This is a genomic window from Opitutaceae bacterium, assembly GCA_041395105.1.
Lineage (GTDB): Bacteria > Verrucomicrobiota > Verrucomicrobiia > Opitutales > Opitutaceae > B12-G4.
This window is the reverse complement of sequence record JAWLBB010000003.1, coordinates 216,100-242,804: the sequence shown is the minus strand read 5'-3', so window position 1 is coordinate 242,804 and position 26,705 is coordinate 216,100. Positions and strand designations below refer to the sequence as shown.

Here is a 26,705-nt window from a genome sequence, read left to right as displayed (position 1 = left end):
CATGCCCGCCCCGCTCCGCATCCTCGTTGTCGGCGCGCACCCGGATGATGCCGAATACAAGTGCGGCGGATCCGCCGCCCGCTGGGTGGATGCCGGCCATGTCATCAAGTTTGTCAGCGTGACCGATGGACGCAGCGGCCACCATCTTGTCCCTCCGGAGGAATTGGTGGGCATCCGCTTGGCCGAGACCAGGGCTGCCGCAAACACCCTCGGCATCGAATCAGAGGTTCTCCCTTTTCCCGACGGGTCCCTGGAACCCAGCCTGGAAGCTCGCCGGGCCATCATCCGGTTGGTGCGGGAATGGCACCCGGATCTCGTGCTGACCCACCGGCCCAATGACTACCATCCGGATCACCGCTATACGTCGCAGATTGTCCAGGATGCGGCCTATATGGTGATGGTGCCGCACGTTTGCCCGGAGTTCCCTCCGCTGCAAAGGAATCCCGCCATCTTCTACCTGTCGGACGGATTCACCAGGCCGTATCCGTTTACGCCCGACGCCTTTGTCGTGATCAACCCGACGTTTGACCGGAAGATCAAAGCCATGGCCTGTCATCGAAGCCAGTTCTTCGAGTGGCTCCCACATGTCGAAGGGCAGGCCGAGGTCCCGTCAGATCCGGCCAAACGTGAGGTCTGGCTTTCGAACCGGATGAAGGCCCACGACGGCGATCTTGGCCGGCGCCATCGGGAACGCATTCCGGCACGACTCCGGAAGATCTCGACCGGCGAGCCCCTCCTGCTCGAAGCTTTTGAGGCCTGCGAATATGGCGGCAGGCTGACACCTGGCGAATTCCGGAGCGTTTTCGGGCATGACCCGCTCGAAACCGGATCGCCCACCGGGATCGGGCAGGCGGAACGGGAATAGATGGGTTGGATACGCCGTCATGAATCATCCTCCTTGCCTGGATGATATCCAATCCGCTCTTCGCCGGGCCGGCTTGATGGGGGACGATGAGTGCGCCCGGATCGAGGCGTTGCCCGGTGGTGTTTCATCATCGATTTTCAGAGCCGATCCACCCTCCGGCCCTCCGGTCTGCGTGAAAAAAGCCCTTCCCCGCTTGAAAGTAGCCGACCGTTGGGAAGCGGATCCCAAGCGCAATGCTGCGGAACGGGCGTCGATCCGGATCTACGCCGCAATCGAGCCGCAAGCGTCGAGGTTGATCTTCGAAGATCCCGTGGAGCAGCTCTTGTCATGGAATACCTGACCGACGCGCGGACCTGGAAAATCCGACCTGAACGGGCAATCCGATCGGGCAACCGCAAAACAGGCCGGCCGTAATGTGGACGGGTTCACAGCCGGACCTCACATCGCCCTGAACTGGCGGGACGGTTTGCCCACCACGACCTCTTCGATCAATTGCGGATCGATCCCTACCTCCGGACGGTCGCCCGGCGTCACCCGGACCTCTCATCGCAGATCAACACCGGCATTGACAGTCTGGTTCGGAACAGGGTGTGCCTGATCCATGGCGATTACTCGCCAAAGAACATCATGCTTCAGGTAGACGGGCGCATGGTCATTCTCGATCATGAAGTGGCCGTCTTCGGCGACCCAGCCTTCGACCTGGCTTTCCTGATCAACCATCTGCTGCTCAAAGGGGTGTGCCGACCTGATCGGCTCACCGAAGTGTTTGCGGGCATCACCGAATTTTTCTCCGCCTACTGTTCCGAAATCCAGGAAGCCGCCTTTGCGGACCCCGACGAACGGGTCGGCCGGCTCCTTCCCATGCTCATGCTGGCGCGTATTGACGGCAAATCGCCGGTCGAGTATCTCACCGAACAACAACGCGAAGCCACCCGTGCATTCGCGCGTGACCAGATCCTGGATCCCCCTCCTGCCACCGGTGAACTCATTGAACACTTTGCCAGCCGCTTCCGACCATGTCCGCGATAACTGAAGTGAAGGGAAGGATGGTGCTGGATTCAAGGGGACGACCGACCGTAGAGGTCGACGTCATCCTCGATGATGGAACCCTCGGACGGGCCATCGTGCCTTCGGGAGCCAGCACCGGTTCGCGGGAAGCGTTGGAACTGCGGGATGGTGGCGGCGTTTTCGATGGCCAGGGCGTTGATCGGGCGGTCACCCATGTGGAAACCGAACTGGCCGACGCCGTCATGGGTCTGGATCCCGAAGATCAAGCCCGCGTGGACGCCCGCTTGTGCCGTGCCGATGGGAGCCCTGACAAGTCACGGCTCGGAGCCAACGCCATCCTCGGCGTGAGCATGGCCGCCTGCGTGGCCGCTTCCCGTTCCCGGGGCATTCCCCTCTTTGAACATATCGCTTCCCTTGCGTCGACCAGTGGCGACATCCTGCCGCGGCCCGAGATACAGATTATCGGCGGAGGCGCTCATGCACCCGGTTCGCTCGACATTCAGGACCTGATGGTGGTGGCTCCACATGCCCGGGATTTTCGGGAATGCCTCGAGATCACCGATCGGGTCTTTCGGGAAACCGGACGTCGGCTGAAAGCCAAAGGCAAATTCTGCGGCTGCGCCGATGAGGGGGGATATTGGCCGGCATTCGCATCCTGCGAAGAGGCGCTTGAGTTTCTGGCGGTAAGCGTGGCCTCGGCCGGATTGAAACTCGGACACGACGTCGTGCTCTCCCTTGATATCGCGGCCACCGAATTGAGGACGGAGGATGGCGGTTACCATTTCGCCAGTGAAGGAACCACCCTCGATCCGGCTGCCTGGAGGCAGCGGCTCAATCGGTGGATCGAAGCCTACGGAGTGCGGATGCTCGAGGATCCCTTCGGTGAAGACGACTGGGAGAGCTGGGCTCAATTGACCAGGGAACAGGGCGGCAGGACGATCGTGATCGGAGACGACCTCTTCACCACGAACGCAGCCTCCATCCGCAAAGGAATTCTTGCCGGAGCCGGCAACGCCGTCCTGATCAAGCTCAACCAGATCGGCACCGTCTCAGAGACACTCGACGCCATCACCCTGACCCGGGGAGCCGGTTGGGAGCCGGTGGTTTCGGCACGATCCGGCGAAACGGAAGACGTCTTCATCGCCCACCTGGCAGTCGGAACCAATGCCGGCTGGTTGAAAGTCGGCTCCATCCAACGCAGTGAGCGAACCGCCAAGTGGAACGAGGTCCTTCGTATCGCCGAGACTCTCGGCGACCGGGCACGTCGCGCGCCCTATTCCTTTGACTGTGCTCGCTGAGAGATTGTTCTTGAACCCAACCCGGAATTCCCCGTCCCCCGCCCATGCCCACTTCGATCACGTACAACCCGCGGTGCAGCAAGTGCCGGCAGACTCTTGAGCTGCTTCGGCAACGCGGCATCGAGCCTGAACTCCTTCTCTATCTGGAAGAGCCGCTGACCAAGAGGGAGCTGACCCATACCATACAAAAGTTGAAGGTGGATCCCCGCGTCCTTGTGCGATTCAACGAACCCCTCGCCAGGGAGCTGGGATTATCTCCGGTGGACGAAAGAAGCCGCTCCGCCTGGATCGACCTCCTGACGAAAAATCCCGCCCTGATCGAGCGGCCTATCGTTATACGCGGCGAGCGAGCGGTCCTCGGTCGACCGCCCGAAAACGTCCTCGGGCTCCTCTGACTCGTGAAAGCGCACACTTCCCCAGCTCGCCCGAGCTCTGAACCCGGTTCCAACCAACATCCATGAACGGTCAAATTCTTGCGATGGGAGGAGGCAGCTTCCTGATGGAACCCGAAAATCCCCTGCTCGACCGCTATCTTCTGGGCCTATCGCGGGCGGAGCGGCCGTCGGTTTGTTTTCTGCCGCATGGCACCGACAATGCGGAGCGCCAGACGATTGCCTTTTTCAAGGCCTACGCGAAGTTGCCGTCCAGGCCAACCTACCTGTCCCTCTTTGCGCCCCACACCATCGATCTCGAGGGCTTCCTCATGACCCAGGACATCATCTATGTCGGCGGAGGGAACACCAAGAGCATGCTCGCACTCTGGCGGGAATGGGGGCTTGAACGTATTCTCATCGAGGCCTGCAGCAATGGGACCGTTCTTGCCGGGGTGAGTGCCGGCGCCAATTGCTGGTTCGAGGCCTGTACGACGGATTCATTGCCCGGGACGCTGAGTGCCCTTCCCTGCCTGGGGATTCTCAAGGGCTGCTTTACGCCTCATTATGACGGTGAGATCGGGCGGCGCCCCGCCCTTCACCGGATGATGCGTGACGGAGAGCTTCCGTCGGGTTGGGCGGCGGACGACGGTGCCGCCGTCCATTTTATTGACGGCAAACCTCATCGGATGGTCTCCTCCCGGCCGAACGCCAAGGTCTACCGGGTCGACCGAGTCGATGGACAGGTCCGCGAAGAGGTGCAACCGACGGATTATCTGGGCGCGTGATCCAGCGATTCCGGAGGCGGCTGACCGCCGCCGCCGCAAGAGTTTTTCGTATTCCCGCTGACCGTCGCTCGCCCGGTTCCGGAAAACCGATTTGCCATCCGGTGGATCCGTGCACAACTTTCGTCCCTAGCTCTCTCGTGCCCCATCGCTTTCGATTTCCCGCCCTCTGCCTCGCGGTCCTATCCGGATTCGCGGCCTTCATGCTTTTCTGGGGCTGGGTGATGAAGCCGGAACTGCCGACGGAAATGCCGTATTTCGATCCGGATGAAGTCGCCATGATGGAAGAGGCGCGCGCGGTTGCCATCGATATTGATAACCCGCCGGTCGTTACGGTGGAAGTCGACTACTCCCTCGGACCCGAAGCGGACTGGTGGCCAAGAGGTGAGCCGCCGCTGCTGGCTCCGCTGGTGGAGGAAGGGAAACTCGATCCGGTGATTGATCGAATCGGTCCCGAGCCGATCGTGATGGAGGGGGCGGAGGGCGCGGGGCGCTACGGCGGTACCATGAACGTCCTGACCAACAGCACCAACGGACTTCGCCTGATGGAGTTCTATTATTCGGGGGGGGGGCTCGTCCGGTGGTCGCCTCTCGGTTATCCGATTGTCCCGCATCTGGCCAAGAGTTGGGAAATGTCCGAGGACGGGAAGACCTACACTTTTGAACTGCGGCCCGGCATCCGGTGGTCGGACGGCGAGCCGTTCACATCGGCGGACATCCTCTACTGGTGGGAAGAAGAACAGACGGACACCGAGCTGACTCCCGCCCCGCTTGATGCCATGATGGTCAGGGGGAAACTCGGAACGGTCGAGGCGCTCGGCCCCTATACGGTCCGCTTCACTTTTCCCCACCCGAACGGGATTTTTCTCGAGAGACTGGCCTCCTGGGCCGGACAGGGCATGGTCAATGCCCCGGCCCACTACCTGCGCAAGTACCATCCCCGTCTGGGTAACCCGGAAGACCGTCGCCAGATGCGTTCAGCCCTCCGGGTCAGCACGGACAACGCGGTCTACACACGGATCAAGGAATTCAACAACCCCGAGCACCCCCGCCTCTGGCCCTGGGTTTACCGGACCTTCAAACCGAACCCGCCGCATGGCTGGGTGCGCAATCCCTATTACCCTGCAGTCGATGCCGAAGGCCGTCAGCTCCCTTATATTGACCGGGTCATGGTCGAGGTGAAGACCGATGAAATGATCCAGGTGGCGGCGACCAACGGTGAACTCGACTTTCAACCCAGCGGAGTCGGCATGGGGCAATACACCCTTCTGGTCGACAACCAGGAGGCGAAGGGTTTCCGGGTCCTCCACTGGTACGAGAGCGCAAGATCCCCGTTCGTCATTCAGCCCAACCTGTTGCGCCGCATCGACCCGGAGGATCCGTCCACCGTCTGGAAACGTGAATACCTGAACAAGAAGGAATTTCGACAGGCGCTCTCGCTGGCCATCGACCGGCGACCGATCATCCGATATGAATACAGCAACGTGCCGATCCCGGCCCAGATCGGGCCCGGTCCGGAGTCGGGCGACTATTTTCTTCCCGGCCTGCGGGAAGCATTTATCGAATACGACCCGGAACGGGCGGCCCATTTGCTCGACTCAATCGGCCTTGACCAAAGGGACGCGGAAGGCATGCGCACATTTCCGGACGGCACCAAGGCGCAGTTCTTCCTCTATGCCCAGAACGCCAGCCAGAATGCCTCCGCCCTCTACCATTCGATCACGGAATTCTGGCGGGATATCGGGCTGCGCATCACCTTCCTGAACCGCTCCGACCGCCTGTTTGGGACCGAAACGGCCGCCGAGAGCCACGATATCGGGGTCTGGTTTGGCAACGGGGAGTTCATGCCGATTCTGGAACCACGCTTCTTCGTTCCCCTGAACATCTTCTGCCTTTATGCCCGCTCCTATGCGACCTGGTACCTGCGGGGCGGTCTCTACGACAACCCTCTGGCCGACATCCCGGGCGCCGTGGAACCGCCCGAAGATCATCCGCTGCGCCGGGCAATGGAGCTCTATGAAGGCGTCAAGGAGGCCCTCACGCAAGAGGAACGCGCCGAGATCATGTTGCAGATCCTCGAGATCGCCAGGGAAAACACCTGGACCATCGCTGTTTCGGCAACACCGCCCCGCATCATGACCGCGACCAACGACCTTCACAATGTGCCGGAGATGGCGGTGGTCACCTGGGACGTCCTCAGTCCGCAAAACATCGGCATGGAAACACTCTACTTCCAGAGCCGGAGTGACTCCGAAGGCGCCATGGAACAGATGCGTCGCGAGGTGCTGACGGTGACCCCGCGGCCGAACCAGATTACGGAGGGTTCGGAGATTCAGAGTGACAACGGCGGCATTCCCTTCCTCAAGTTCCTTCTCCTGGGCATCCTGGTCACCTTTCTGATCCTCGTGGCGGTCAGGCATCCTTATATTGGTCGAAGGATTGCCATCATGGTTCCGACCATGATCGTCATCTCCATCATCGTCTTCACGGTGATCCAGGTCCCTCCCGGAGATTTCGCCACGACGAAGATCCTTGAACTGGAGCAGACCGGCGCCTCGACCGACCTGCAGGAAATTGAACGACTGAAGCGCGATTTTCACCTGAACGACCCGCAATTCGTCCAGTATCTCCGGTGGACCGGCCTGCTCTGGTTCACCACGTTTTCAGGCGAGGACCTCGGTCTGCTTCAGGGGTATATGGGCCGCTCCATGTTCAACGGCGATCCGGTCAACTCCATCGTTGGCGACCGGCTCACCCTGACCATCGTCATCTCGCTTTTCACCATACTCTTCACCTGGTGCATAGCCCTGCCCATCGGCATTTTCTCAGCCGTCCGGCAGTATTCCATACTCGACTATGTCGTTTCATTCATCGGCTTCATCGGGATGTCCGTTCCAGGGTTCCTCCTCGCGCTTCTGCTCATGTACTGGAGCAGCGAGTTCCTCGGACTGAATGTCTCCGGGCTCTTTTCACCACAGTTCGCTTCCCAACCGGAATGGGACTGGCCGAAGATTAAGGACTTGCTGCTGCACATCTGGCTTCCCGTCGTGGTCATCGGCATTGCCGGCACCGCTGGAATGATTCGGGTCATGCGCGGCAACCTCCTGGACGAGTTGAGGAAACCGTACGTCACCACCGCCCGCGCCAAGGGCGTCCGGCCGATGAAACTGCTGGTCAAATACCCCGTCCGCCTGGCCCTCAATCCGTTTATCTCCGGGATTGGTGGCCTCTTCCCCGCTCTCGTGTCCGGCGAAGCGATCGTCGCCATGGTCCTCAGCCTGCCCACAGTCGGACCCTTGCTCCTCGAGTCACTTTTTGCCGAGGACATCTACCTGGCCGGCTCCATGCTCATGATGCTCAGCCTGCTCGGCGTAATGGGTACGCTGGTCAGCGATCTTCTTCTGCTGGCCCTGGATCCCCGGATTCGAATGGAAGGAGGCAGCCGATGACCGATGCACGGGCACCTGACGAAACAGTCCTGATCACACCCGAAGGAATCGACCTCGGGGTCCTGACCCAATGGCAGCTGATCCGGCTGCGGTTCGCGCGACACCGACTCGCCCTCGTTTCACTCATCGCCCTGTGCATCATCTATGCCCTGGCGCTCTTCGCCGACTTCATGGCGCCGGTCGGCCAGAACGAGCGAAACATGAACTTCATCTTCGCTCCTCCCCAATTGCCTCATTTCAACTTTGAAGACGGCCTGCACACCTACGCGATTTCCAATCACATCAGTCCAACCAACCTGAAGAACTTCTATGTCGAGCACTCCGACCTGAAAGTTCCGCTCGGATTCTTCGTCCGTTCCGAACCCTATCGCCTGCTCGGTCTCGTGCCGTTCGAGCACAGGTTTTTCGGCGTGGACTACGAACGCCTGGCCGAGTCCGACCATGGTCCCTCTCCGGCGGAGGCAACTTTCTTCCTCTTCGGATCGGATCGCTACGGTCATGACATCTGGAGCCGGATCATCCACGGAGCCCGCATCAGTCTTTCCATCGGCCTGGCCGGAATCTCCGTCACCTTCCTGGTCGGCGTGATTATCGGCGGGATTTCCGGTTACGTGGGCGGATCCATCGACAACCTCATCCAAAGGACGATCGAGATCATCAACGCCTTCCCCCAATTGCCGCTCTGGATTGCCATCGCGGCCATCCTGCCGAAGGACTGGTCGCCCTTGCAGGTTTATTTCGCGATCACCGTTGTACTCAGTGCCCTCAACTGGACCTGGCTGGCCCGGGTGGTCAGGGGAAAGATTCTTTCCCTGCGTGAAGAGGATTATGCGGTGGCCGCCCGGCTTCTCGGGGCGGGGCACGCCCGCGTCATTTTCCGGCATCTCGTGCCCGGTTTCACCAGTCATATCATCGTGACCCTTACCCTCAGCGTACCGGGCATGATACTCGGCGAAACCGCCCTGAGCTTCCTTGGACTCGGCTTGCGGGCCCCGGTGGTCAGTTGGGGCGTCATGCTTCAGGACTGCTTCAACCTCGAAGTGGTCGCCAACTATCCCTGGCTGCTCATGCCGGTGGTTTTCATCGTGATGACCGTCCTCGCCTTCAATTTCCTCGGCGACGGTCTTCGGGATGCGGCTGATCCCTATTCCTAGTGAGGTTCCGGCTGAAGATCTGGGAAAGCCCCCCCTGGCCCGACTTTCGGTGGCCGAGAGGTCCAGAAGCGCAAATACGAAGCCTGACTGCAATAGGCACGACTTCCCGTTCATAGCGGGAGGATCCGGAATGGGGCAATCCATTCCAAGGGCATCAACGGGAGACAGCGGCTCGGACCATACGCAGTCCAGATCGTGCTGGCACCGATTGAATCAACCGACCCAGGCCCGGTTCAGAGTTCGAATCGAACCCCGAGGCGACCTACCCAGGTGTTCTGAAGATGCTGATAAGGCCGGTCCTCATCGCCCTCATAACTGTAGGGTTGCGGACCGCCTTGTGAATAGGACGGAGGCTCGCCCGTCAGATTGTCGATTTCGGCGATCAGGCGGATGCCCTTTGACAGTTGGAAGCTCATTGCCAGATTCACCACATCGGTCGGGTAGCCGCGGTGGTCGAATGCTGCGGTATCCCCGACATATAGCAGCATGTCGCTGACATGCTTGAGCTCGACCTGGCCAAAGAACCATGCGCGTTCATAGACGAGGGTCAGCGAGAATTCTTCCCCGGGTATTCGTGTGATGGAAAGCTTTTCGTCGGGACGTTCGTCGAATTCGATCTCCGAATTCTGCAGAATCAGGTTCGCGTTGAATGAAATCGGCTCGAGGAACTCCGACACTGCGCCCAGCCCCTGCGACCAGGTGACCTGGAGTCCCTGGATGGTTCCATCGGGACCGTTCTCCAGCCTGCGCCGCTCGAATCCGGCGTATGGGCCATCCACCAGGAGAAAGGTCGACGGATACACGACGTTGTGCAGTTTCTTGGAGTAGAGTTCGATGGAGAGGAGTCCATCCGCCGGCAGATTGAAATCGAAGGCGAGGTCGAAATTGTCGTAGAGAGTCGGGTCCAGGCCGGGATTGCCTTCCTCGACAAAGAGGTCTTCGCGGTAGACCAGTCGGTAGGGGACGATCTGCGAATAGGGGGCCCGTTGAATCGACTGGGTGTAGGAGCCGATGACGGTCAACCGGTCACCCCAACGATACCGGGCGTGGAGACCGGGGAAGACGTTGGTATAGCTGCTGCTGCCCGTCTGTTCATTCGTCCCCTCATAATCACCGTCTTCTCCAAAGACCACCTCGCGGCCCAGGTAGTCAATGGAGGTTTTCTCCAGGCGGACGCCGGCGATAAATCGCAGTGGCCCGGTCTCATAACTGCCCATCCCGTATGCCGCCGTGATCAGTTCGGATGCATTGTAGGTGGCGGGATCGGACTCCTCCCTGGATCGGTTTACATTGTAGACAAACCGGTCGGAGTTCTGATCGATAAACGCCCGCGACTGGCTCGGGCCGGCCATCGGACCAAGTCGATAGCGGCCTTCGAATACCTTGTCGTCACCATACGGTGCCACCACGTCCGCCAGTGAAAAATCCCCGTCAAAGCCATCGTAGATCCGGGAGTCCGCCAGTTGATCGACGTCACGTGATCGGGCCTTGGCCCCGACTTTCCAGAATCCGGTCCCCGCTGTGCCCAGACCGTGCTTGACCTTCAGGTTCACCGTCCCGATCAGGTCGCTCTGGGACTGGCGCCAGACCTGGCGCATCATGTCCTCAAAAAGGAAGATGGACGGATCATCGATCTTTTGGTCGCCGGTCGCCGCGAACTCGGGAAACTGGCGGTCATTCCGGTCGTAGCTCAGATCGACTCCGTCCGCCCGGAAGTCGAGCGTGAAGAAGTCCTCCTCGTCAGATCCCGATGTCTCATAGGACAATCTGTAGTCCAGGTCGATGTCCTTCGTCTTGGCGTAGCCTCCTGCCGCCACGGAATAAAGGTGGTACTTCCATTCATCATCCACGATGTCCCGCTTGACCGAGGCATCGCGGACCACCGCGCTGTCCGCGGAAGCAGACTCGACATTACCAGCACCGAAGCGCTGCCGGTAACGGGGCATGAAAAGGTCGCCTGTTGAGTCCTGATAGTTGCCCTTGACGAAGAAGGAAAAGACCTCGTTCAACCGGAAATCCACCGCCCCTGTCAGCTCCAGCGAAACCACCTCCTCCTTCAGCTGACTGAAGTAGGTCTCATCAATGAAGGCAAAGTCTCCGCCCTCAACCGGTGACGGTCCCCATTGATGGAAGAGCCGATCGAATCCGTGGGTATCGTCGCCCCCGTTGACGGTGAAGAGATAACCGAGATTCCGGTTCGCCCCCAATACCTCACCGAAGGTCACGCTCGCGCTCGGATTCCAGGTATCAAACAGGGAGGCGTAGTCGAATGTCACGCTGCCCTGCAGGGTTCGCTCTCCCTGGTCATAGGCGGGTTTCGACCGAACACTGACCGAACCGCCGATTGAATCCGCGTCCACATCGGGAGTGATCGCCTTGAGCACCTCAACGGCTTCCACTCCGGCCGACGACATGGACGAGAGCGAGACCTGGGATTTCTCACCATCGACCGTCACATTGCCAAAGCGCAGGTCCGGCCTGCGTTTCAGGGAGTCGGCCACCGAACCATCCTTCACCAGGTTGACCTCGTCCTTGGTGCTGGTGATGGCCTCGGACGTCTTGGCTGAGTCCTGCGAAGCGACCTGTGGGCTCGCATTCCCACCTGAAGATTCCTGAGCCCGAATCCCGATGGGCTGGAAGATGATGATTGTCGGTATCAGAAACCGCATCGAAGCGCTCGCCATGCGAAATCGAGCCGTCGAAACGTTTGAAAGTGACGATCCGGTTTGCATGCAGTGAGAACTCGCCGTCGGAGCAGAGTGCACAGTAAATACAGCCAATCAACCGACAAGAGTCGGCCTATAGCATCCATTAGCTGCAGCAATCTCATTCCATGGGGCGACGACTTTTTTTGGTTCGCTCCATTGACCGGCGCGGTGTTGTCCCGACACCGTGGACCGAATCCGCAGGGTCCCGCGGATTGCTCCGGGCTGACGACTCGGCGTGACGACTCGGAATCCGGACCCGCCGGACTTCAGGGATAACGGGGGGGAAGCCCTCAGGCTTCGCCCAGAACCTCGTTGAAGACCGATTGGACCGACTTAAGTCCGTTCATGACCCAGGTGAAATCCCCCCCCATGATGACGAAGCGCGCACCCAGTTCCACGATGATCGCCATGTCTTCCTTCGAGCCGACCGGACGGCCCCAGGCCTTCCCGTGGCGGGCGGCAGCCGCGGCGACCCGCTTTTCGGCTTCCAGCATGGTGGGATCTCCGGCTGCGGGGGAACAACCCAGACGAAGGGAAAGATCTCCGGGACCCAGAAAGAGAATGTCGACCCCTTCGATCGCGGCAATGGCATCGGCATTCTCCAGCGCCAGGGGCGTTTCCAACTGCACGGATACCACGGTCTCCCGATTACTGTCCCGGGTCGATTCGAAGGGCTGAAAGTCAAACCCGCAGTCAAGGCCGACTCCGTCAAAGCCCCGGTCGCCGATGGGCGGATAGCGGGTCGCCTCCACGATGGCGGCGGCCTTCTCCGGCGTCGAGACATGGGGGATGATGACTCCGGAAGCCCCGTCCTCCAGCAACCGGTAGAGCCCAGTTTTCTCGAGGGTTGGCGGACGCCAGAGGCAGTCGATGTCGGCCAGATGATGAAAAGCGATCATTGCCTGGACCTCCCGTGGGTTCCAGGCCCGGTGTTCGCCGTCCATCCAGACCCCGTCGAATCCGGCGAGAGCCGCCTGCTTCGGCGCGTAGGGTAGAAAGTGACCGAAATTGCAGATTCGGGCAACTTCGCCCGCCCGGATTTTTGCCAGAACCTTGGAACGCCTCATGTGGACGGGATCTTTCCAGAGAACCCGCCGAGGACAAGGCAATACCCCCGCGTTCCCTCCCAGGCTGAACGATTTCGAGCCGGCAGGGTGGAAAATCCGGGGCATCCTGTTCTTGCCTCCGCCGGCGGCATGAGGAGCATGCGTCCATCAGCCAATGACCACATCCGAATACCTTGAACAGCACCGGGAGAGCCACCTCGAGCAATTGAAGGAACTGATCAGGATCCCCAGCCAGTCCGGTGACAGTCGGAACCGGCAGGATATCCGGAACGCCGCAGCGTGGCTGCGGGATCGATTCGAAGCGATCGGCATGGAGAATGCCACGGTTCTTGAGACGGACCGACATCCGGTCGTTTACGCCGATTGGCTTCACGCCGGCGGACAACCGACCGTGATCTTCTACGCCCATTACGACGTTCAGCCGGTCGATCCGCTCGATCTCTGGCAGTCACCCCCGTTCGAACCGGAAGTGCGGGACGGCCGCCTCTACGGCCGCGGCGCCTCGGACGACAAACTCGGGGTGATTACAGTCCTGGCGGCACTCGAGACGCTGATTGCGGTCGAGGGCAGACTGCCCGTCAACGTGAAGATCTGCTTCGAAGGCGAAGAGGAGATCGGAAGTCCCTCACTCGGGGCCTGCCTCCTGAAGGAGCGGAAGCGATTTGCCGGTGACCTGGTGGTCAGTGCCGACGGAGGCCAATGGTCGCTCGACACCCCCAACCTGATTCTCGGACTCCGGGGGGCGACCAGTCTTGAACTCCATGTATCCGGACCCTCCGGTGATCTGCATTCCGGGATGCACGGAGGAGCCGTCCTCAATCCGCTGGAGGCGATCGCCCGGATCCTGGCTTCCATGCGGCTTCCGGACGGCACGATTGCGGTCGACGGATTCTACGACGATGTCGATCCGATCGACCCCCAGGCGGAAGCGTTGGCCGCCCGGGTGCCTTTCGATGAAACCGGATACACGGAAAGGCTCGGAGTGCCGGCACTGCACGGCGAACCCGGATTTTCCACCCAACAGCGGCGGACATCCCGCCCCACCCTTGAGATCAACGGAATCTGGGGAGGTTTCCAGGGCGAAGGCATGAAGACGGTTATCCCTTCCGAAGCCCACGCCAAGATCACCTGCCGCCTTGTTGCCTCCCAGAACCCCGACCGCATCTTTCACCTGATCAGGGAGCATGTGGAGCGTGAGACTCCGGTCGGGGTCCGGGCCGAAGTTCATTTCGGCGGAGTGAGGGCGGATGCCTATTCCATGTCGCTGGATCATCCGGCCATCCGAATTGCGCGCTCTGTGCTTCAGGATCTGTATGGGAAGGATCCCTACGCGTGCCGGATCGGGGGAGCATTCCCGTCCTGCCCGTCTTCAGGGAAGTCCTCGGCGTGGACACGCTGGTCTGTGGTTGGGGAACGCCGGATACCAATATCCACGCCCCCAACGAGTACATCCACCTGGAGAGTCTTGAACGCGGCCGGATCGGATACGTGAAGCTGCTCCACGCTTTCGCCGGCAAGGTCCTGACCGTGAATTCCTGAGCCCCGGAGGTCGTTTCCATCGTGCCGGCGACTTCTCCTTCCTTCTACCGGGCCCCCTGGTGGTTGCCCGGCGGCCACCTTCAGACCCTCGAGCCGGCCCTGGCCGGAAGTCGGCGGGATCCCGGCTACCGCCGGGAACGTCTCGAATTGCCCGACGGCGATTTTGTCGACCTGGATTGGCTCGCGTCCGGATCAGCGAACCTCGGCCTGCTCATTCATGGGCTCGAGGGTTCCGCCCGTTCCCCCTATATCATTGCCATGGCCCGGGCGCTTTGGACGGCTGATCCGGGGCGCGATGTGCTTGCCCTCAACCTGCGGGGCTGCAGCGGTGAGCCGAATCGAACCCGGCGGTTCTACCACAGCGGTGAAACGGAAGACCTCCGTTCGGTCATCGCCCATGTGGCGGAACGCTACGACAAGATCGCCCTCGTCGGCTTCAGTCTGGGAGGCAATATCACGCTGAAGTACCTTGGTGAAGCGCCCGATCAGGTCCATCAGAGGATCAAGGCGGCTGTTGCCTTCTCGGTCCCCTGCCACCTCGCTTCCAGCGCGTCCGTCCTCGCCCGGCCCCTCAACCGCATCTACATGAAGCGGTTTCTGCGCACTCTCGTCGCCAAGATCCGCCACTATGCCCGGGAGCACCCCGGTTCAATCGATCTATCCGGTATCGATTCCATGCGGACCTTTCGCGAATTCGACGGATGCTATACCGGCCCCCTGCACGGATTTCGGGATGCCGACGACTACTGGACCCGGTGCAGCTCCCGCCAGTTCCTGCCCGCGATCCGGGTGCCGACCCTTCTCGTGAATGCGCGCAACGACCCGTTTCTCAGTCCGGAGTGTTTTCCTGAAGGGGAGGACGCGGTTAACCCCGCACTCCGTCTCGAGTTCCCGGACACGGGTGGACACGTCGGGTTTCCTGGAAAAGAACCGGACGACCGGGGCTGGAAAGAGAATCGGGCGATCCAGTTCCTGGAGACACTCGACTAGGTATTCCGATTACTCTTCCCCGCAACCAGGCTGCCGGATGCCCTGAATCCGGAGAAACCACCCGCGGGTGCGGCTTCTGCGCGAATGTAGATCCACTTACTCCGCCTTCCAGCGGACAACGCCCATGTGGTACCGCTGATGTGTCTCGATCCCGCCGCAATAATAGGCCGTCACAATTGTCCCGTCCTCCACCTGGACGCTTGAGGGGTAGCCCCCGTCCGTCTCGGCATGGTAGTTGACGATCACCCGCGGGGCACCCCAGGTCTCTCCGGAATCGCTGCTCAGGCGTACCCCCACTCCGTGCATCCCTTTGTTGCGCATGCCGAAGGAAAGCAGGATCCGACCGTCGGCCAGGCGGAGCAGATGCCCCGGGATCTGACCGGCCAGAGTCAACGCTCCCAGCGCCTCCCATGAGCACCCCTGGTCCCGGGATCGGTGGAGTTCGAGACGTGAGTCCGTCCGGGTGCGCGCGGCCGCCAGGAGGGTGCCGTCGGGCAGGACCAGCGGTGCGGTCTCATTGCTGGAATCCCCTTCGATCACACTCTTCCGCCTCCAGTTCAGGCCGTCATCGTCGCTCGTGAAGTATTCGGAATGGTTTCCGTTCTTGTCCCCGCCGTAAATGCAGACACCAAGGGCTCCGTCCGCATGCCTTACGACGTCCCCGAAAGGAACACCACGGTAGAGCTCAATCCTCGGCAGTTTGACGGAACCGGTACGTTTCCAGGTGATTCCGCCATCCTCCGAACGGCAGACCCAGGGGGTGAGCACCTCACCCTCATGGGCACTCGAATAATTGCCCGGTTTGTTCCGCCGACTCCATCCCGAGGCGATGACCACGAGGGCACCATCCCCAGCCAGGCCGGCCGCCACATTCATGCGGTTGGTTCCGGGTTCATGCGGCGCGGGGACTCCGCGCAGCTTCCAGGTGCGACCTTCGTCGCGACTGGCCCAGCATTCCACATCGCCCTCCCAACCGCCGTGCGTGGGTTGATTGAAGATCGTGGCGATGAGTGTGCCGTCGGCCATTCGGGTCAGGTTGGGCCAGGCACAGACGTTGTCGATGGCGATGAAGCGTTCCATGGGGGGTTCCATTGGAACCGGAGTCTGCCCGGTTCTTCCGCGCGGGCCAACCCAATCCCGGCAAAATCGAACGATGGCGCGGAATTCCGCCGGATGTGAGTCGCCGGCTCATTTTCAGGCTAGCCGATCCGCCGGCTTCTGCTCAACTTCCGAAATGGTCAGCCACCTGGGAGAAATCTATTCCGTCACCTGCGCATTGCTCTGGGCGATCGCCGTGATCTTCCTGCGCACGGCCTCGGCCAGCGTTCCTGCCGTCGAACTGAATGTCCTCAAGAACGTGGTCGGCCTTTTTCTGTTCGCGGGTTCCTTTGTGGTGGTCGGGTGGGATGAATTTCACAACCTCACGGCGGAGAAGCTGGGGCTGCTCAGCCTGTCAGCCCTGCTTGGCATCACCGTCGCGGACACTTTTTTTCTCAAAGCGCTGAACCTCCTGGGCGCCAGTCGGACTGCGGTTGTCGACTGCCTCTACAGTCCGTTCGTCATCGTCCTCTCGGTGTTCTTCCTGGACGAATCGTTGCGATGGGGCCATCTGGCCGGCTTCATCCTGATCATCGGTGGCGTTCTGCTTGCGACGGCCAGCACCCATTTCGACCGGCTGCCCACCGGTGTTCTCTGGAAGGGATTGGGGTATGGTGCCCTGGCCATGTTCCTGATGGCCTCGGGAGTCATTCTCTCCAAACCGATTCTTGCGGATACCTCTCCCCTCGCCGTTTCGGCCTGGCGCCTGATGGTCGGATTCCTGGGATGCGTGGCCTGGATTCTCGTATCCGGCCGGACAAAACAATCCATCCGGGTCTTTCGGGGTCCCTTGCCCTGGGTCAGCATCTTCCTGGGAGCCTCGCTCGGCTCCTGGCTTTCCCTCCTTGTCTGGATGGCGGGATTCAAGTACACGGAAGCCTCGACGGCCTCGATCCTCAATCAGACATCGATCATCTTCATCATCATCCTTGCGGCGCTTTTTCTCCGCGAACCGATTGGATGGAGAAGAGCGACGGGTGTGTTCCTCGGATTTGCCGGGGTGGCGGCGATTTTCCTCCTGCCCTGAGTCAGCAGCGGTAGAGCTGCCCGTGCGACTCACCCCTGCAAGTTGCCATGCACCTTTCCGGTTCTCGTGCCCAGCTGGCGGACCGGCGGCTCGACGGTGGAGGCGTGGCCTGTCCGCGGCTTGTCGCGCAACGCGGCTTATCGGGCGCGCACCTGGTGTGCCTCCACGACGTAGGTCTCGGAAAGCAGCCTGCGGGTGCCTGATGCCACACTAGTGGACTGACGCTGATCAACTGATGGGTATCAGGTATCCACGAGAGTGTGTAGGAGAGGCTTTACGCCTCGATCCAGAGCCGGTCTGGACAAGAATCGAGGCGTAAGCCTCTCCTGCCCAACCCGTCAGATCATGCGTGTCTGATCGCTAGAGTTCCGGATAGTCCGCGAGTGGATCGAAGGTCTCTCCGACCACGTCCCGGTCGGACCCCGAACGTCGGGCCAGGTCCGGATCCTCCGAGATGACGATGCTCAGGCGTGTGTAGACGTGAACCGGCTTTCCGCGATACATCACGGGCTTGAATCGGTACCGACTGGCCGCCACCACCGCGACGAACGCGAAGCCTTTGGGCGGATACCCCTCAATCTCCATATTGTATCCGCGCCCGTCGGGACCGACCACCATTGTGAGGTTGACGATTTCAGTCCGGCCGCTTCCCAGCATCGCTTTCGGGTAAGGAGGCATGGGCTGATAGGTGATCTCCGGGAGACCGCCCACTTCAACCGGACTGTAGATGATGTCGTCAATATCCGTATAGACGACCCGGCCGAGAACCGCATTCGCCTTCCGGGCCGGACCGGCGTAAAACACAAATGGAAGGGCTACCCTCATTGCCTGAATCCTGCCGTCTCGCAGACCCGGCTTGAAACGCCACCCTTCGATCACCTCCAGGGCTGCCTGGGCAAAGGCCGGATGCGAAGCTTCACGAACACTCGGATTCTCGACCGAACCATCTTCGAGCACGGTGAAGATGAGCTCGGCCCGCCCGTCGAGACCCGATCCCTCCATCTCATCCGGATAGCTTGGGGATGGGTATTTCTCGGGTATCGGAGCCCGAAATGCACGCGCATGACCGTTCCCGGCAAGCAATGCGAGCATTGACAGGAGAACCACCGCCATCCGCGTCATGGCTCGAATTTAGCGGATGGCGGGCCGCAAATCAATCCCGGGAGAGAATATCAGCGCCGGTTATCCTCCGGCGTGGCAGCATCAGTTCAGCCGCTGTTCCCGATCAATTCGATGGTGGCGGTGTCTTGCGGCCGGTCTCTCCACGACCGGCAGGCATGTCGCCTTCCATTACCCAGATGGTCAAATCGAACTGGGCATAGGTCGGCTTGCCGTCCTTCATCGGCGGCTCAAACGTCCACTGGGCCGCCGTGACCAGAGCGGGAATATAGAATTCCTTCACCGTGTACTTGATGATCTCGGGATTGTAGATCAGACCATCCGGCCCGATCACTACCGCCAGAGTGATTCGCTCCTCCGTTCCCGATCCCTTGAGGGCCGCCGGATATGGAACCCGCTTGCGGGTGGCCACGACCGGTCGCGAATCAAGGTCTTTCGCCGGCACAATGGTCTCGTCAATCACTTTGAAGACCTTTCGGTGCAGGGCCGCATTGATCTTGTTCTCCGGAGAAGCGGTGAACTGGAAAGGCAGGGACACCTTCATCGAGATCGCGACATCATCCTCGGTTCCCGGTCGGAAACGCCACTCACGAACCGCCGCCAGCGCCGACTCGCCAAATTCCGGTTCCGAGGCCTCCGCGACGACAGGATCCTCGACCAGGCCACGTTCGTTGACGGTGAAAGTGATCTTGGCCATGCCGTCTTTGCCGCTGTCCAGCAGGGCCTCCGGATAGACCGGCGCCTGGTAATCCATGGGCGAAGGTGGCGTCTTCGCCCCCATCAGGACGGTTGGCAAAACGGCGAAAATCGCCGCGATAAAACAAGTGTCGACTTTCATCCCCGGAATTCAGGCACAAATCCGGCCTTTCAACAATCCTGCAAATCGCAGACCCGGTCATTCCCTGCTCAGATGCAGAGTGAAGGTGTCTCCTTCGCGTTCAAACGGCAGGGTGACCACCAATCGGCCTTCATTCCATGCGGCCTTCCCGTCGCCGGTATAGGGATTGTGCGGAAGAACCGGCCATGAGATCCGCGCGGCCGACGGCAGGGTCAGCCTCCAGCCATGATGGCCGATCCACTCCAGTCCGGAACGGGACCACCCGTCCATCCCGAGATCGGCGGAACTCCTGTCCGAAAATATCACCGGGCTTTCCGGGTAACGGATGAAGGTGAGGTGATTTGCGACCTCACTACCGTCGGGAGCGGCCTTTTCCAGGCAGACTTTCCATTCCAGGGCGTTGTCCGAAATGACCCGCAGGCCGATTCTCAGCAGGGCACCCCCGGTTCCGATGGTCAGTCCGACTCCTCTTCCCCCTTCCCCGACAATCACCGCCGTGTAGGGTACATACGAAAGGGCGGTTTCCGGAGCCAGATCGGTCTCACGGGTCGACCCTGCAGGAGACACGAGGCGGGTGTCTCCCACCGTCATCGTACTCCAGAGCGGTTGGATCTTGGTATTGCCGCCTCCCAGGATGATACCCAGGTCCCGGTGAAAAACACTGACCAGGTTCTGGCGATCCTGGATGAATCGATTGGGCGTGCGGGTTGCGCAATAGGCGGAGAGACAGAGCGTCCACGGGCCTTCATTGACCACGAGGGCCTTGTCGCCCATGGCGTATTGCGACGCCGGGGCGCCGGCCGCTCCTTCCGGTAATCCGCCATCCGGGAGACAGAGAAAGAGATATTCCGCGTTGTCCAGGTCCCTTGCCCCCCTCGCTTCAAGGGCATCGAGCAGGCGCTTGAGCAGGACGACTCCATCCGCCGAGGCATAAAGGCCCGGATGGGGAAACATCAGGCGGGGCAGCCACCTCGGCGATCCGTCCGCCTCGGTTTTGTATTCGATAGGTGGATACGGATTGCGCTCGTCGATCGTCTCGATGCTCGAACCGTCGGGATAAGTGAAGTGCAGGTGAAAGGTGTTGCCGCGCCTGAGGGCATCCCCGACCACCGGGTCGCCACTGTATTGGAAATAGATGGCAAGGGCTTCCAGATAGACGCGGTTGTAGAGCACGACCGGGCCGCTGTGCTCGGTCCACCAGCCATGGGGGGATTGGGCCGCCACGACCTGGTGCTGGTAGCTCCGGGCCTGCGACATCCAATCCTCCCGCCCGAAGCGCTTTCCGGCCAGATACAATCCGGCAGCGTGATGACAGGGTATATTGTGAATCCACGGGATGAATTCCCCTTTCGGAGGAGGGGCCTGACCGGGCAGCGGCCCCGGATAGATGTTGCTGGAGGAGGAAAGTTCGGTCTCGGAAATGCCGGCATAGCCGAGGCGGAGACCCTCTTCCCAGGTCTGCCGGTCCTCCTCGGCAAGATCATCCGCCAGCAGGTCATAGGTGATCATCCACCGCAGGTAGGTCCAGGGCATGAAGATCATGCCCCATTCCGATCCGTCCTTCTTGTTGAAGAGATACATACCCCTGGCGTCCTGACGTTCCCGCAGGTAACATCCGGCGGCGGCAATCGTCCCGAGCAACTCGGGGTTTCCCTTCCGGTGCTCCGGCCCGAATTTGTAGAGGAGAGCCAGCGGCAGGATCACATCCTGATCCCGGACAATCCAGGGCTCGGTCCCAAACCGCCCGCCGGGGTGGCCTGACGCCAGGATGGCCTCCGCCCTCGACTCGAGGGCGTCAATGTATAGCCGGCGAAGTCTCTCCGGCTGCAGTATCGGTGAATGGGATCCAGGAGGCATGGGGCGTGTCGGGACGAAGACTTGGCTGGGGATCGGTGACGACTGATCAGGCTGAATAATGGAAGGGTTGGGACTTCGGCGGAATCGACGAGCCGGCGCCAGCCCGGCCGGTCACTTCAGCCATTTTTTCCGGCGCATCGCCTTGGAGGAAAATTCACCGGATTTCTCCTTCATCAGGAAGGAACCAACGGTAAGGCCGGCCAGGGTCAGGTAGCATAGGGCAAACAATACCCAGAACACCCCCTTCGGCATCGGCTGGTTGTTGGAAAGAGCGGCGATGAACGTCGGGAAACTGTGGGCATCCGGGAAATCCAGCCAGATCTTGATGAACCAGGCTCCGGCGATGATCAGGAAAATCCAGACATAATTGCGTCGGTAACGTTTCAGGGTGGCGTTGAGCCGGCTCATTTTGAAACTGGGGATGATCAGGTCTTCCGCCATGATTTTTTTCCAGTCTCCCTGAAGAAGACGCGCCTCCCGCATCATGACCGGCATGATGAAATGTGCTTCGAGCATACGTACCCTGGCGCGGAAGGCATCGTAGAACCGATAGCGTCGGGCTTCGATCGTCAGCATCAGGAAGATCAGGAAATTGGCGAAGAGGAATATCAGGTGGGTATGGGTCTGCGACCCGAGACCGAACGTGATCATGCCGACCGAACCGACGATCGCCCAATTCGTGGTGATATCGAGCCGTTGTCTCCAGATCATGATCCGCCCGAGTTCTCCCCGGTAAAAATGGATCATCACCGTATAGTAATCCTTGGCGTCAATTGACTCGGGTGGATTTTCGAATTCAGGTGTCATCGCTGACGGACATGGTGACCCCCGGTGGCCGGGTGCGGCGAGTCATTTTTTGCCGGGTATCGGCATATCGCGGAGCATCTCCTGGTGAATGGCCGGGGACGCTGCCAGATACGGCGTGGGTCGCATCCGGACATCAAACCGCCGAACCGGAAACGGGTTGTTCTGAAAAAACGTGATCGCCGTCCCGGATTCCCGGCAGAAGGCGACCGCCGCTGCAATATCCCAGACCTTGATCGTGAAATCGAGACACGCATCGATCCGGCCATAGGCCACGTGCGTCAGATGCAGGGCGCCGCTCCCGTAGGCCCGGATCTTGAATTTCCTCAGAATCGCCTTCAGGAGCGGTAGGTGGCGACCGTCGATCGGGCTGTGCAATGCGACGATCCGGGCATCGCGCTCCTCGGGAATTCCGGGTTCGATGCGTTGATCATCCACCCAGAGCCCCCGACCGGGCCCTCCGTGGTGCAGTCGCCGTCCACCCAGATCGTAGACAAATCCATAAACCGGCTCGCCATCTTCGAGGAGAGCCAGGGAGATGGCGACCATCGGGATCCCGATGGCAAAATTGTTGGTTCCGTCGACCGGATCGAGGATCCAGCAGTAGCGGCTCTCCAGGGACCGCGGACCCGCTGCAGGGTCTCCTTCCTCACTGCAGAGATCGTCGTCGGGGAAGGCGGCTCCGAGAGCGGCGAAAACCCGCTCCGAGATCCGCAGGTCGATTTCCGTAACCCGGGTGCCGTCGTGCTTCCAATGACTGACCGATTCTCCGAACCCTTCCAACAGCAGCTCGATCTGGGCCGTGACTACGGCGCGCCCCGTCCTTATCCGTTCGGTCAAATCCATATCCACTCGGCCACCCTGAAAGACCCGGGATCCGTGGCAACCGGAAACGGAGGGCCGATCGGGTTCGCCCTAGTAATCGTAAAGGGTCGGATCCCGCATCGGGGGACCGCCCATTCCACCCATTCCGCCGTATCCCCCGCCCTCTTCGTCATCCGGGTCGCCGAGCACATCGCCCATTTCTTCCTCGATCTTCTCCGGGTCCTGGCCCTCCTCGAGTTTCCGGACAACCTCTTCCATCTCCCCGTCCAACCGCTCACCGGTCAATTCCGCCATCCGACGCATCATCCGCCCCATCGCCTTGGGGTCGTTTTCATCGATATTCTCCATCTCCTTCTCGAGCTGGCCGAGGGCGGATTCCATTCGCGAGTCATCAATGCCGTCCGGCACGTCCATCCCCTCTCCACCAGGCTCCCCGCCGGCCGACCCTTCGGACCCCTCAGAGGTCTTCTTCCGGGTTCCGCCGATGGCAAATTCCGATATCATTTTGACCATCCGAAACTTCGGATTGTCGGGACACTTCGGGATCGTCTCGCCCTGCGCGATCGTCTTCGCGTAGAACTGGTAGATCTTGTTGTTGTCGGGACAGTAGTATTCGTACAACGGCATACCTGCTGACTGATTCGACCATTCGATCTACAAATTAAGACTCCGTCCGCAAGGCCCAAATCTTGCGCGCCTTTTCGATGATCCGCCGGAGTGCCTCAGGGGTTACGGCCTGCTTCGGGTCGTCGCCCATGCCCTTTGCCGGCCGGATGTGGGCCTCGATGCAGAGTCCGTCGGCACCGTAGGCTACCGCCGCCATCGCGCAAGCTTCCACATAGACCGATTTCCCGACCGAATGCGATGGGTCGACGATGACCGGCGCCCAGGTTCTCTCTTTCAGTAGGGGTGTGATCGACTCATCCGGGTGGTTCCGGTAGCCTTCAAGCGTCGGCATGGTGCCACGGGGGCAGAGCATGACGTTGGGGTTGCCGAAATTGGCGATGTACTCAGCTGCCGCGATGAATTCATCGAGCGGACCCATGTGGCGGCTGCGTTTCAGCAAGACGACCGTCTCGCGCCCGGCGATGGCTTTGCCGATACTCCGCAGGAGTGAATAGTTGAGGGCGTTTCGCGTGCCGACCTGAAGCATCTGTACGCCCGCCTCGAGGGCCATTTCGAGGTGAAACTCGTCCATGACTTCGGTATTGACCGGCAGGCCCGTGCGGGCGGATGCCTCCATCAGGATCTCCATGGACCTGGCATCGCCCTGAAACGAATAGGGGTTGGTCCGCGGCTTCCAGACCCCTCCCCGCAGGACATGACCACCAGCTTCCTTGACCGCCTGGGCGGTTTCATAGAACAGCTCCGGGTTCTTCGGGTCGATCGTGCAGTGCCCCGCTATGATCAACAGTTCCTTTCCGGCCGTGATGCCACCAATCTGTACCCTGTGGGTGGCCAGATCGGACCGGATATCCATCAGCTTGTGGGGCGACTGGATATTGTCCACCCGGTCGATGTAGGCGAGACCCTCGATCCGCTTGATCATGAGGTCGTGGCGCTCATCACCGATGATGGCGTAGATCGTGCGGACCGCCCCGACAATGACCATGATGTCGCAGCCGAATTCCTTCACGATGGAGGTGACTTCGGTCAACTGCTCGTCGGTCAAGCGGTTCTGTTTGGGAAGAATCATGAAAACTCCTTGGGAAAACCTCCAGATTGTGGGGAAACCCCGGGATCCGGCCAGTCGAAACTTGGGCTCTCCGGATCGCACGGCGTTCAGTCGATTCTTCGGCTCAGACCTGGCATTTCCTGTTCGCCGAATCCTGTGGTTCAGTTGCCCCGGTCCCTTGGGGTGGATCAACGCAGGTTTGCGGGTTGAGACTGCCGCCGCTGCAACTCATCAGCCTTCCGGCCTTCGCTCAGGCGAGAGTCACCAAGGAGTGCCCGCAGGCTGCCAGGCTCTTGGAGTTGTCATTCGAAGCCCCATGTCGGGACAGTCGCGGGGAGGCGCGGACCGTCTCCGCCTGGCTGCGGCGAAGCAGGTAAGCCACTCCCCCACACTCAAGCCGCCCGAACCGCTACCAGGCTTGGTCACGGACAAGCAACTGTCTGATGCCGGGTTTACCTTTGATCCCCCGTGACTTTCTCACGGGGGCGGGCGATCAGATCCACGCTGCGGCGCCCCGACCGCGGGGCGTCACGACACATTGGATACATCCTGGCTGTCGCCCGCTGGAGCGGCCAGCTGCTCTGGCCGCTCAGGCTGTGGAATACGTAATTCTGTGGAAAGAGGTCAAAACACGCCCGGATCGAGTCACTTGTCTTCATGACCGCCTTTGAAGCCTCGAAGATGACGGTGGGGCGATTGCTCTCCAGGGTTCCGGCCAGCCCACGGATGACTTCGAGTTCATGGCCTTCAACGTCGACCTTGACGAAATCGATGCGCGAGTGGATCTCGGCGCGGACAAAGTCATCGCCGCGCAGAGCCTCGACCCTCATGCCTCCGCCTTCGGCAATCCGCCCGATCCCAAGGTTGTCCGTCCGGGGCTCCTGAAAGGAGAGCGAGCCGCTTCGGTCGCTCAAAGCGACCCGGTAAGGGTGGATCCGGTCCGTAATCTCCCGACGGGCGGCCAACCGTTCATAGACCGGAGGATACGGCTCGACGGCGTGGATTTCATCGAAAATCGCGGAAAATGCCAGGGCGTGATTGCCGAGGTTGGCTCCGATATCCAGGGCCACCCCGCCCTTGTGCAACCGCCTGACCAGATTGATGTAGGGAAACTCGAAAAACTGACCGGTCACATAGACAACCCACTCGATATAGTTGTCCAGACGACCGTGGAAGACCGGCTCGAGGTCGAGTGTGAACGTCCGGCCCGACATGGGAACAAACCACCCGCCGACCAGGCGCCGGAGGTTGAGGGGGAGACGCTGGTTGCGGGTGAAAGCCAGGGCCGGGTGCATGCTCAGTCCGGCCTCGGGCCGGGCATTTCCTTGATGTAGAGATCCCGCTGCGGATACGGGATCTCAATCTGGTACTTCTTCAGTTTGTCCCAGATCAGGTAATTGACCTGGCTCTTGAGGTTGTTCGGACGGTCGAAGAAGGAGTCGGTCCAGACCCAGAGCTGAAAGTTGAGCGAGGAATCTCCGAACTCGATGAAGCGCACGCCCGGCTCGGGATTCTTCAGGATGATATCGCATTCATCGGCGGCCTCCAGAAGGGCCTTGGTCACGACATGGACATCGCTCTTGTAATGCACGCCCACCGGAATACGGAATCGCACAAGGTTGTCGCTGTGGCTGACATTGGTCACTTGCGACGCGATGAATTGCGAGTTCGGCACGACGATCGAAATGTTGTCGTTGGTGACCACCGTGGTGCTTCGGGCCCGGATTTCCCTGACCGTGCCGAAAACACCCTCCACCGAGATCCGGTCGCCGATCTTGATCGGCCGTTCGATCAGGAGAATCAGGCCGCTTACAAAATTGTCCGCGATATTCCTCAGTCCAAAACCGATGCCGAAGGAAACCGCACCGAGCAGCACCGACAGGGTGCCCATATTGAACCCCTGGATGGAAATCGGCAGGATGACCAGGATGCCGACCACGAGGACGATGTATCCAATCAGGGTGGAGATCGCGGCGCTGACTCCCGGAGCCAGGCCCGCCTTGGGAAGCACCCGGTGGCGCAACACCCGCTTGAGCATTGAATTGAAGACGATCAGGGTGGCAAGCAGTCCGAGACCGATGAGCAGCGAAAGCGGGGTGAAGCTCAGATTGCCGACCTGAAAATCCCGGAAGAGAAAACCCAGGATCACATCAAGGACATCGTGGTTTTCCTGCAGCGGAGGAACCGCCGGGACGGACATATCCGGTGGAGATGCAGTTTCGTTCATG

The 26,705-nt window shown here is 60.6% G+C and carries 23 protein-coding genes; 11 read left to right on the top strand and 12 right to left on the bottom strand.

Annotated features, from left to right (window positions below; translation table 11 throughout):
• Position 1: 1 nt before the first annotated feature.
• From R3F07_12550 to R3F07_12515, 8 genes are all read left to right on the top strand, one after another.
• On the top strand, positions 2 to 865 hold the full coding sequence (locus R3F07_12550; GenBank protein MEZ5277203.1) for a PIG-L deacetylase family protein: 864 nt from the start codon (positions 2 to 4) through the stop codon (positions 863 to 865).
• A 19-nt stretch (positions 866 to 884) separates the two neighbouring features.
• The gene (locus tag R3F07_12545) at positions 885 to 1,205 is read left to right on the top strand and encodes a hypothetical protein (protein MEZ5277202.1); all 321 of its coding nucleotides are present in this window, start codon (positions 885 to 887) and stop codon (positions 1,203 to 1,205) included.
• Positions 1,206 to 1,357: 152 nt separating this feature from the next.
• Positions 1,358 to 1,894 (top strand): phosphotransferase, encoded by a 537-nt coding sequence (locus R3F07_12540; GenBank protein ID MEZ5277201.1) that lies wholly within the window; start codon positions 1,358 to 1,360, stop codon positions 1,892 to 1,894.
• Positions 1,882 to 3,171 (top strand): phosphopyruvate hydratase, encoded by a 1,290-nt coding sequence (gene eno / locus R3F07_12535; GenBank protein MEZ5277200.1) that lies wholly within the window; start codon positions 1,882 to 1,884, stop codon positions 3,169 to 3,171. Before R3F07_12540 ends, eno begins: the two co-directional genes overlap by 13 nt.
• Positions 3,172 to 3,215: 44 nt before the next feature.
• Positions 3,216 to 3,566, top strand: coding sequence for an arsenate reductase (glutaredoxin) (gene arsC, locus R3F07_12530; GenBank protein MEZ5277199.1), 351 nt, complete (start codon positions 3,216 to 3,218; stop codon positions 3,564 to 3,566).
• A 62-nt stretch (positions 3,567 to 3,628) separates the two neighbouring features.
• Positions 3,629 to 4,330 carry a peptidase E gene (locus tag R3F07_12525; protein ID MEZ5277198.1) on the top strand — a complete coding sequence of 234 codons (702 nt, stop codon included), beginning with the start codon at positions 3,629 to 3,631 and terminating at the stop codon, positions 4,328 to 4,330.
• A gap of 137 nt (positions 4,331 to 4,467) precedes the next feature.
• Positions 4,468 to 7,776, top strand: coding sequence for an ABC transporter substrate-binding protein (locus tag R3F07_12520; GenBank protein ID MEZ5277197.1), 3,309 nt, complete (start codon positions 4,468 to 4,470; stop codon positions 7,774 to 7,776).
• The gene (locus tag R3F07_12515) at positions 7,773 to 8,930 is read left to right on the top strand and encodes an ABC transporter permease (GenBank protein MEZ5277196.1); all 1,158 of its coding nucleotides are present in this window, start codon (positions 7,773 to 7,775) and stop codon (positions 8,928 to 8,930) included. Before R3F07_12520 ends, R3F07_12515 begins: the two co-directional genes overlap by 4 nt.
• A gap of 233 nt (positions 8,931 to 9,163) precedes the next feature.
• Here R3F07_12515 and R3F07_12510 read toward each other — a convergent pair whose 3' ends face one another.
• On the bottom strand, positions 9,164 to 11,614 hold the full coding sequence (locus R3F07_12510; protein MEZ5277195.1) for a TonB-dependent receptor: 2,451 nt from the start codon (positions 11,612 to 11,614) through the stop codon (positions 9,164 to 9,166).
• A gap of 314 nt (positions 11,615 to 11,928) precedes the next feature.
• A complete protein-coding gene (locus R3F07_12505; protein ID MEZ5277194.1) occupies positions 11,929 to 12,705 on the bottom strand; it encodes an aldolase/citrate lyase family protein in 777 nt (258 codons plus the stop codon).
• A gap of 154 nt (positions 12,706 to 12,859) precedes the next feature.
• Between R3F07_12505 and R3F07_12500 the strand changes: the two genes are divergently transcribed.
• Positions 12,860 to 14,197: a dipeptidase gene (locus R3F07_12500; GenBank protein ID MEZ5277193.1), complete on the top strand. Its 1,338-nt coding sequence runs from the start codon at positions 12,860 to 12,862 to the stop codon at positions 14,195 to 14,197.
• A gap of 68 nt (positions 14,198 to 14,265) precedes the next feature.
• On the top strand, positions 14,266 to 15,234 hold the full coding sequence (locus R3F07_12495) for an alpha/beta fold hydrolase (protein ID MEZ5277192.1): 969 nt from the start codon (positions 14,266 to 14,268) through the stop codon (positions 15,232 to 15,234).
• A 96-nt stretch (positions 15,235 to 15,330) separates the two neighbouring features.
• Here the strand turns inward: R3F07_12495 and R3F07_12490 are convergent, their stop codons facing one another.
• Positions 15,331 to 16,314, bottom strand: coding sequence for a sialidase family protein (locus tag R3F07_12490; protein MEZ5277191.1), 984 nt, complete (start codon positions 16,312 to 16,314; stop codon positions 15,331 to 15,333).
• A 154-nt stretch (positions 16,315 to 16,468) separates the two neighbouring features.
• Here R3F07_12490 and R3F07_12485 point away from each other — a divergent pair, with 154 nt between their 5' ends.
• Entirely contained in the window at positions 16,469 to 17,359 is an 891-nt protein-coding gene (locus tag R3F07_12485; protein ID MEZ5277190.1) for a DMT family transporter, read from the top strand.
• A gap of 360 nt (positions 17,360 to 17,719) precedes the next feature.
• Here the strand turns inward: R3F07_12485 and R3F07_12480 are convergent, their stop codons facing one another.
• The 9 genes from R3F07_12480 to R3F07_12440 form a co-directional block, all read right to left on the bottom strand.
• Positions 17,720 to 18,481: a TonB family protein gene (locus R3F07_12480; protein ID MEZ5277189.1), complete on the bottom strand. Its 762-nt coding sequence runs from the start codon at positions 18,479 to 18,481 to the stop codon at positions 17,720 to 17,722.
• 103 nt (positions 18,482 to 18,584) lie between these two features.
• A complete protein-coding gene (locus R3F07_12475) occupies positions 18,585 to 19,316 on the bottom strand; it encodes a TonB family protein (GenBank protein MEZ5277188.1) in 732 nt (243 codons plus the stop codon).
• Positions 19,317 to 19,373: 57 nt separating this feature from the next.
• Positions 19,374 to 21,173: a hypothetical protein gene (locus R3F07_12470; protein ID MEZ5277187.1), complete on the bottom strand. Its 1,800-nt coding sequence runs from the start codon at positions 21,171 to 21,173 to the stop codon at positions 19,374 to 19,376.
• Between the two features lie 111 nt (positions 21,174 to 21,284).
• Complete coding sequence (locus tag R3F07_12465; GenBank protein MEZ5277186.1) at positions 21,285 to 21,980, bottom strand: DUF2270 domain-containing protein; 696 nt, start codon at positions 21,978 to 21,980, stop codon at positions 21,285 to 21,287.
• A 42-nt stretch (positions 21,981 to 22,022) separates the two neighbouring features.
• Positions 22,023 to 22,823 carry an inositol monophosphatase gene (locus tag R3F07_12460; protein ID MEZ5277185.1) on the bottom strand — a complete coding sequence of 267 codons (801 nt, stop codon included), beginning with the start codon at positions 22,821 to 22,823 and terminating at the stop codon, positions 22,023 to 22,025.
• Positions 22,824 to 22,892: 69 nt separating this feature from the next.
• Positions 22,893 to 23,429, bottom strand: coding sequence for an FmdB family transcriptional regulator (locus tag R3F07_12455; GenBank protein ID MEZ5277184.1), 537 nt, complete (start codon positions 23,427 to 23,429; stop codon positions 22,893 to 22,895).
• Between the two features lie 34 nt (positions 23,430 to 23,463).
• Positions 23,464 to 24,498 (bottom strand): 3-deoxy-D-arabino-heptulosonate 7-phosphate synthase, encoded by a 1,035-nt coding sequence (locus R3F07_12450; protein MEZ5277183.1) that lies wholly within the window; start codon positions 24,496 to 24,498, stop codon positions 23,464 to 23,466.
• 431 nt (positions 24,499 to 24,929) lie between these two features.
• Complete coding sequence (locus R3F07_12445; GenBank protein MEZ5277182.1) at positions 24,930 to 25,772, bottom strand: FkbM family methyltransferase; 843 nt, start codon at positions 25,770 to 25,772, stop codon at positions 24,930 to 24,932.
• A 2-nt stretch (positions 25,773 to 25,774) separates the two neighbouring features.
• Positions 25,775 to 26,704 (bottom strand): mechanosensitive ion channel, encoded by a 930-nt coding sequence (locus tag R3F07_12440; GenBank protein MEZ5277181.1) that lies wholly within the window; start codon positions 26,702 to 26,704, stop codon positions 25,775 to 25,777.
• Position 26,705: the final 1 nt, after the last annotated feature.

Coding starts and splice junctions, on each gene's coding strand:
- R3F07_12550 (MEZ5277203.1), top strand. CDS start 2: ATGCCCGCCCCGCTCCGCATCCTCGTTGTCGGCGCGCACCCGGATGAT.
- R3F07_12545 (MEZ5277202.1), top strand. CDS start 885: ATGAATCATCCTCCTTGCCTGGATGATATCCAATCCGCTCTTCGCCGG.
- eno (MEZ5277200.1), top strand. CDS start 1,882: ATGTCCGCGATAACTGAAGTGAAGGGAAGGATGGTGCTGGATTCAAGG.
- arsC (MEZ5277199.1), top strand. CDS start 3,216: ATGCCCACTTCGATCACGTACAACCCGCGGTGCAGCAAGTGCCGGCAG.
- R3F07_12525 (MEZ5277198.1), top strand. CDS start 3,629: ATGAACGGTCAAATTCTTGCGATGGGAGGAGGCAGCTTCCTGATGGAA.
- R3F07_12515 (MEZ5277196.1), top strand. CDS start 7,773: ATGACCGATGCACGGGCACCTGACGAAACAGTCCTGATCACACCCGAA.
- R3F07_12510 (MEZ5277195.1), bottom strand. CDS start 11,614: ATGGCGAGCGCTTCGATGCGGTTTCTGATACCGACAATCATCATCTTC.
- R3F07_12505 (MEZ5277194.1), bottom strand. CDS start 12,705: ATGAGGCGTTCCAAGGTTCTGGCAAAAATCCGGGCGGGCGAAGTTGCC.
- R3F07_12500 (MEZ5277193.1), top strand. CDS start 12,860: ATGACCACATCCGAATACCTTGAACAGCACCGGGAGAGCCACCTCGAG.
- R3F07_12490 (MEZ5277191.1), bottom strand. CDS start 16,314: ATGGAACGCTTCATCGCCATCGACAACGTCTGTGCCTGGCCCAACCTG.
- R3F07_12485 (MEZ5277190.1), top strand. CDS start 16,469: ATGGTCAGCCACCTGGGAGAAATCTATTCCGTCACCTGCGCATTGCTC.
- R3F07_12480 (MEZ5277189.1), bottom strand. CDS start 18,481: ATGACGCGGATGGCGGTGGTTCTCCTGTCAATGCTCGCATTGCTTGCC.
- R3F07_12475 (MEZ5277188.1), bottom strand. CDS start 19,316: ATGAAAGTCGACACTTGTTTTATCGCGGCGATTTTCGCCGTTTTGCCA.
- R3F07_12470 (MEZ5277187.1), bottom strand. CDS start 21,173: ATGCCTCCTGGATCCCATTCACCGATACTGCAGCCGGAGAGACTTCGC.
- R3F07_12465 (MEZ5277186.1), bottom strand. CDS start 21,980: ATGACACCTGAATTCGAAAATCCACCCGAGTCAATTGACGCCAAGGAT.
- R3F07_12460 (MEZ5277185.1), bottom strand. CDS start 22,823: ATGGATTTGACCGAACGGATAAGGACGGGGCGCGCCGTAGTCACGGCC.
- R3F07_12455 (MEZ5277184.1), bottom strand. CDS start 23,429: ATGCCGTTGTACGAATACTACTGTCCCGACAACAACAAGATCTACCAG.
- R3F07_12450 (MEZ5277183.1), bottom strand. CDS start 24,498: ATGATTCTTCCCAAACAGAACCGCTTGACCGACGAGCAGTTGACCGAA.
- R3F07_12445 (MEZ5277182.1), bottom strand. CDS start 25,772: ATGCACCCGGCCCTGGCTTTCACCCGCAACCAGCGTCTCCCCCTCAAC.
- R3F07_12440 (MEZ5277181.1), bottom strand. CDS start 26,704: ATGAACGAAACTGCATCTCCACCGGATATGTCCGTCCCGGCGGTTCCT.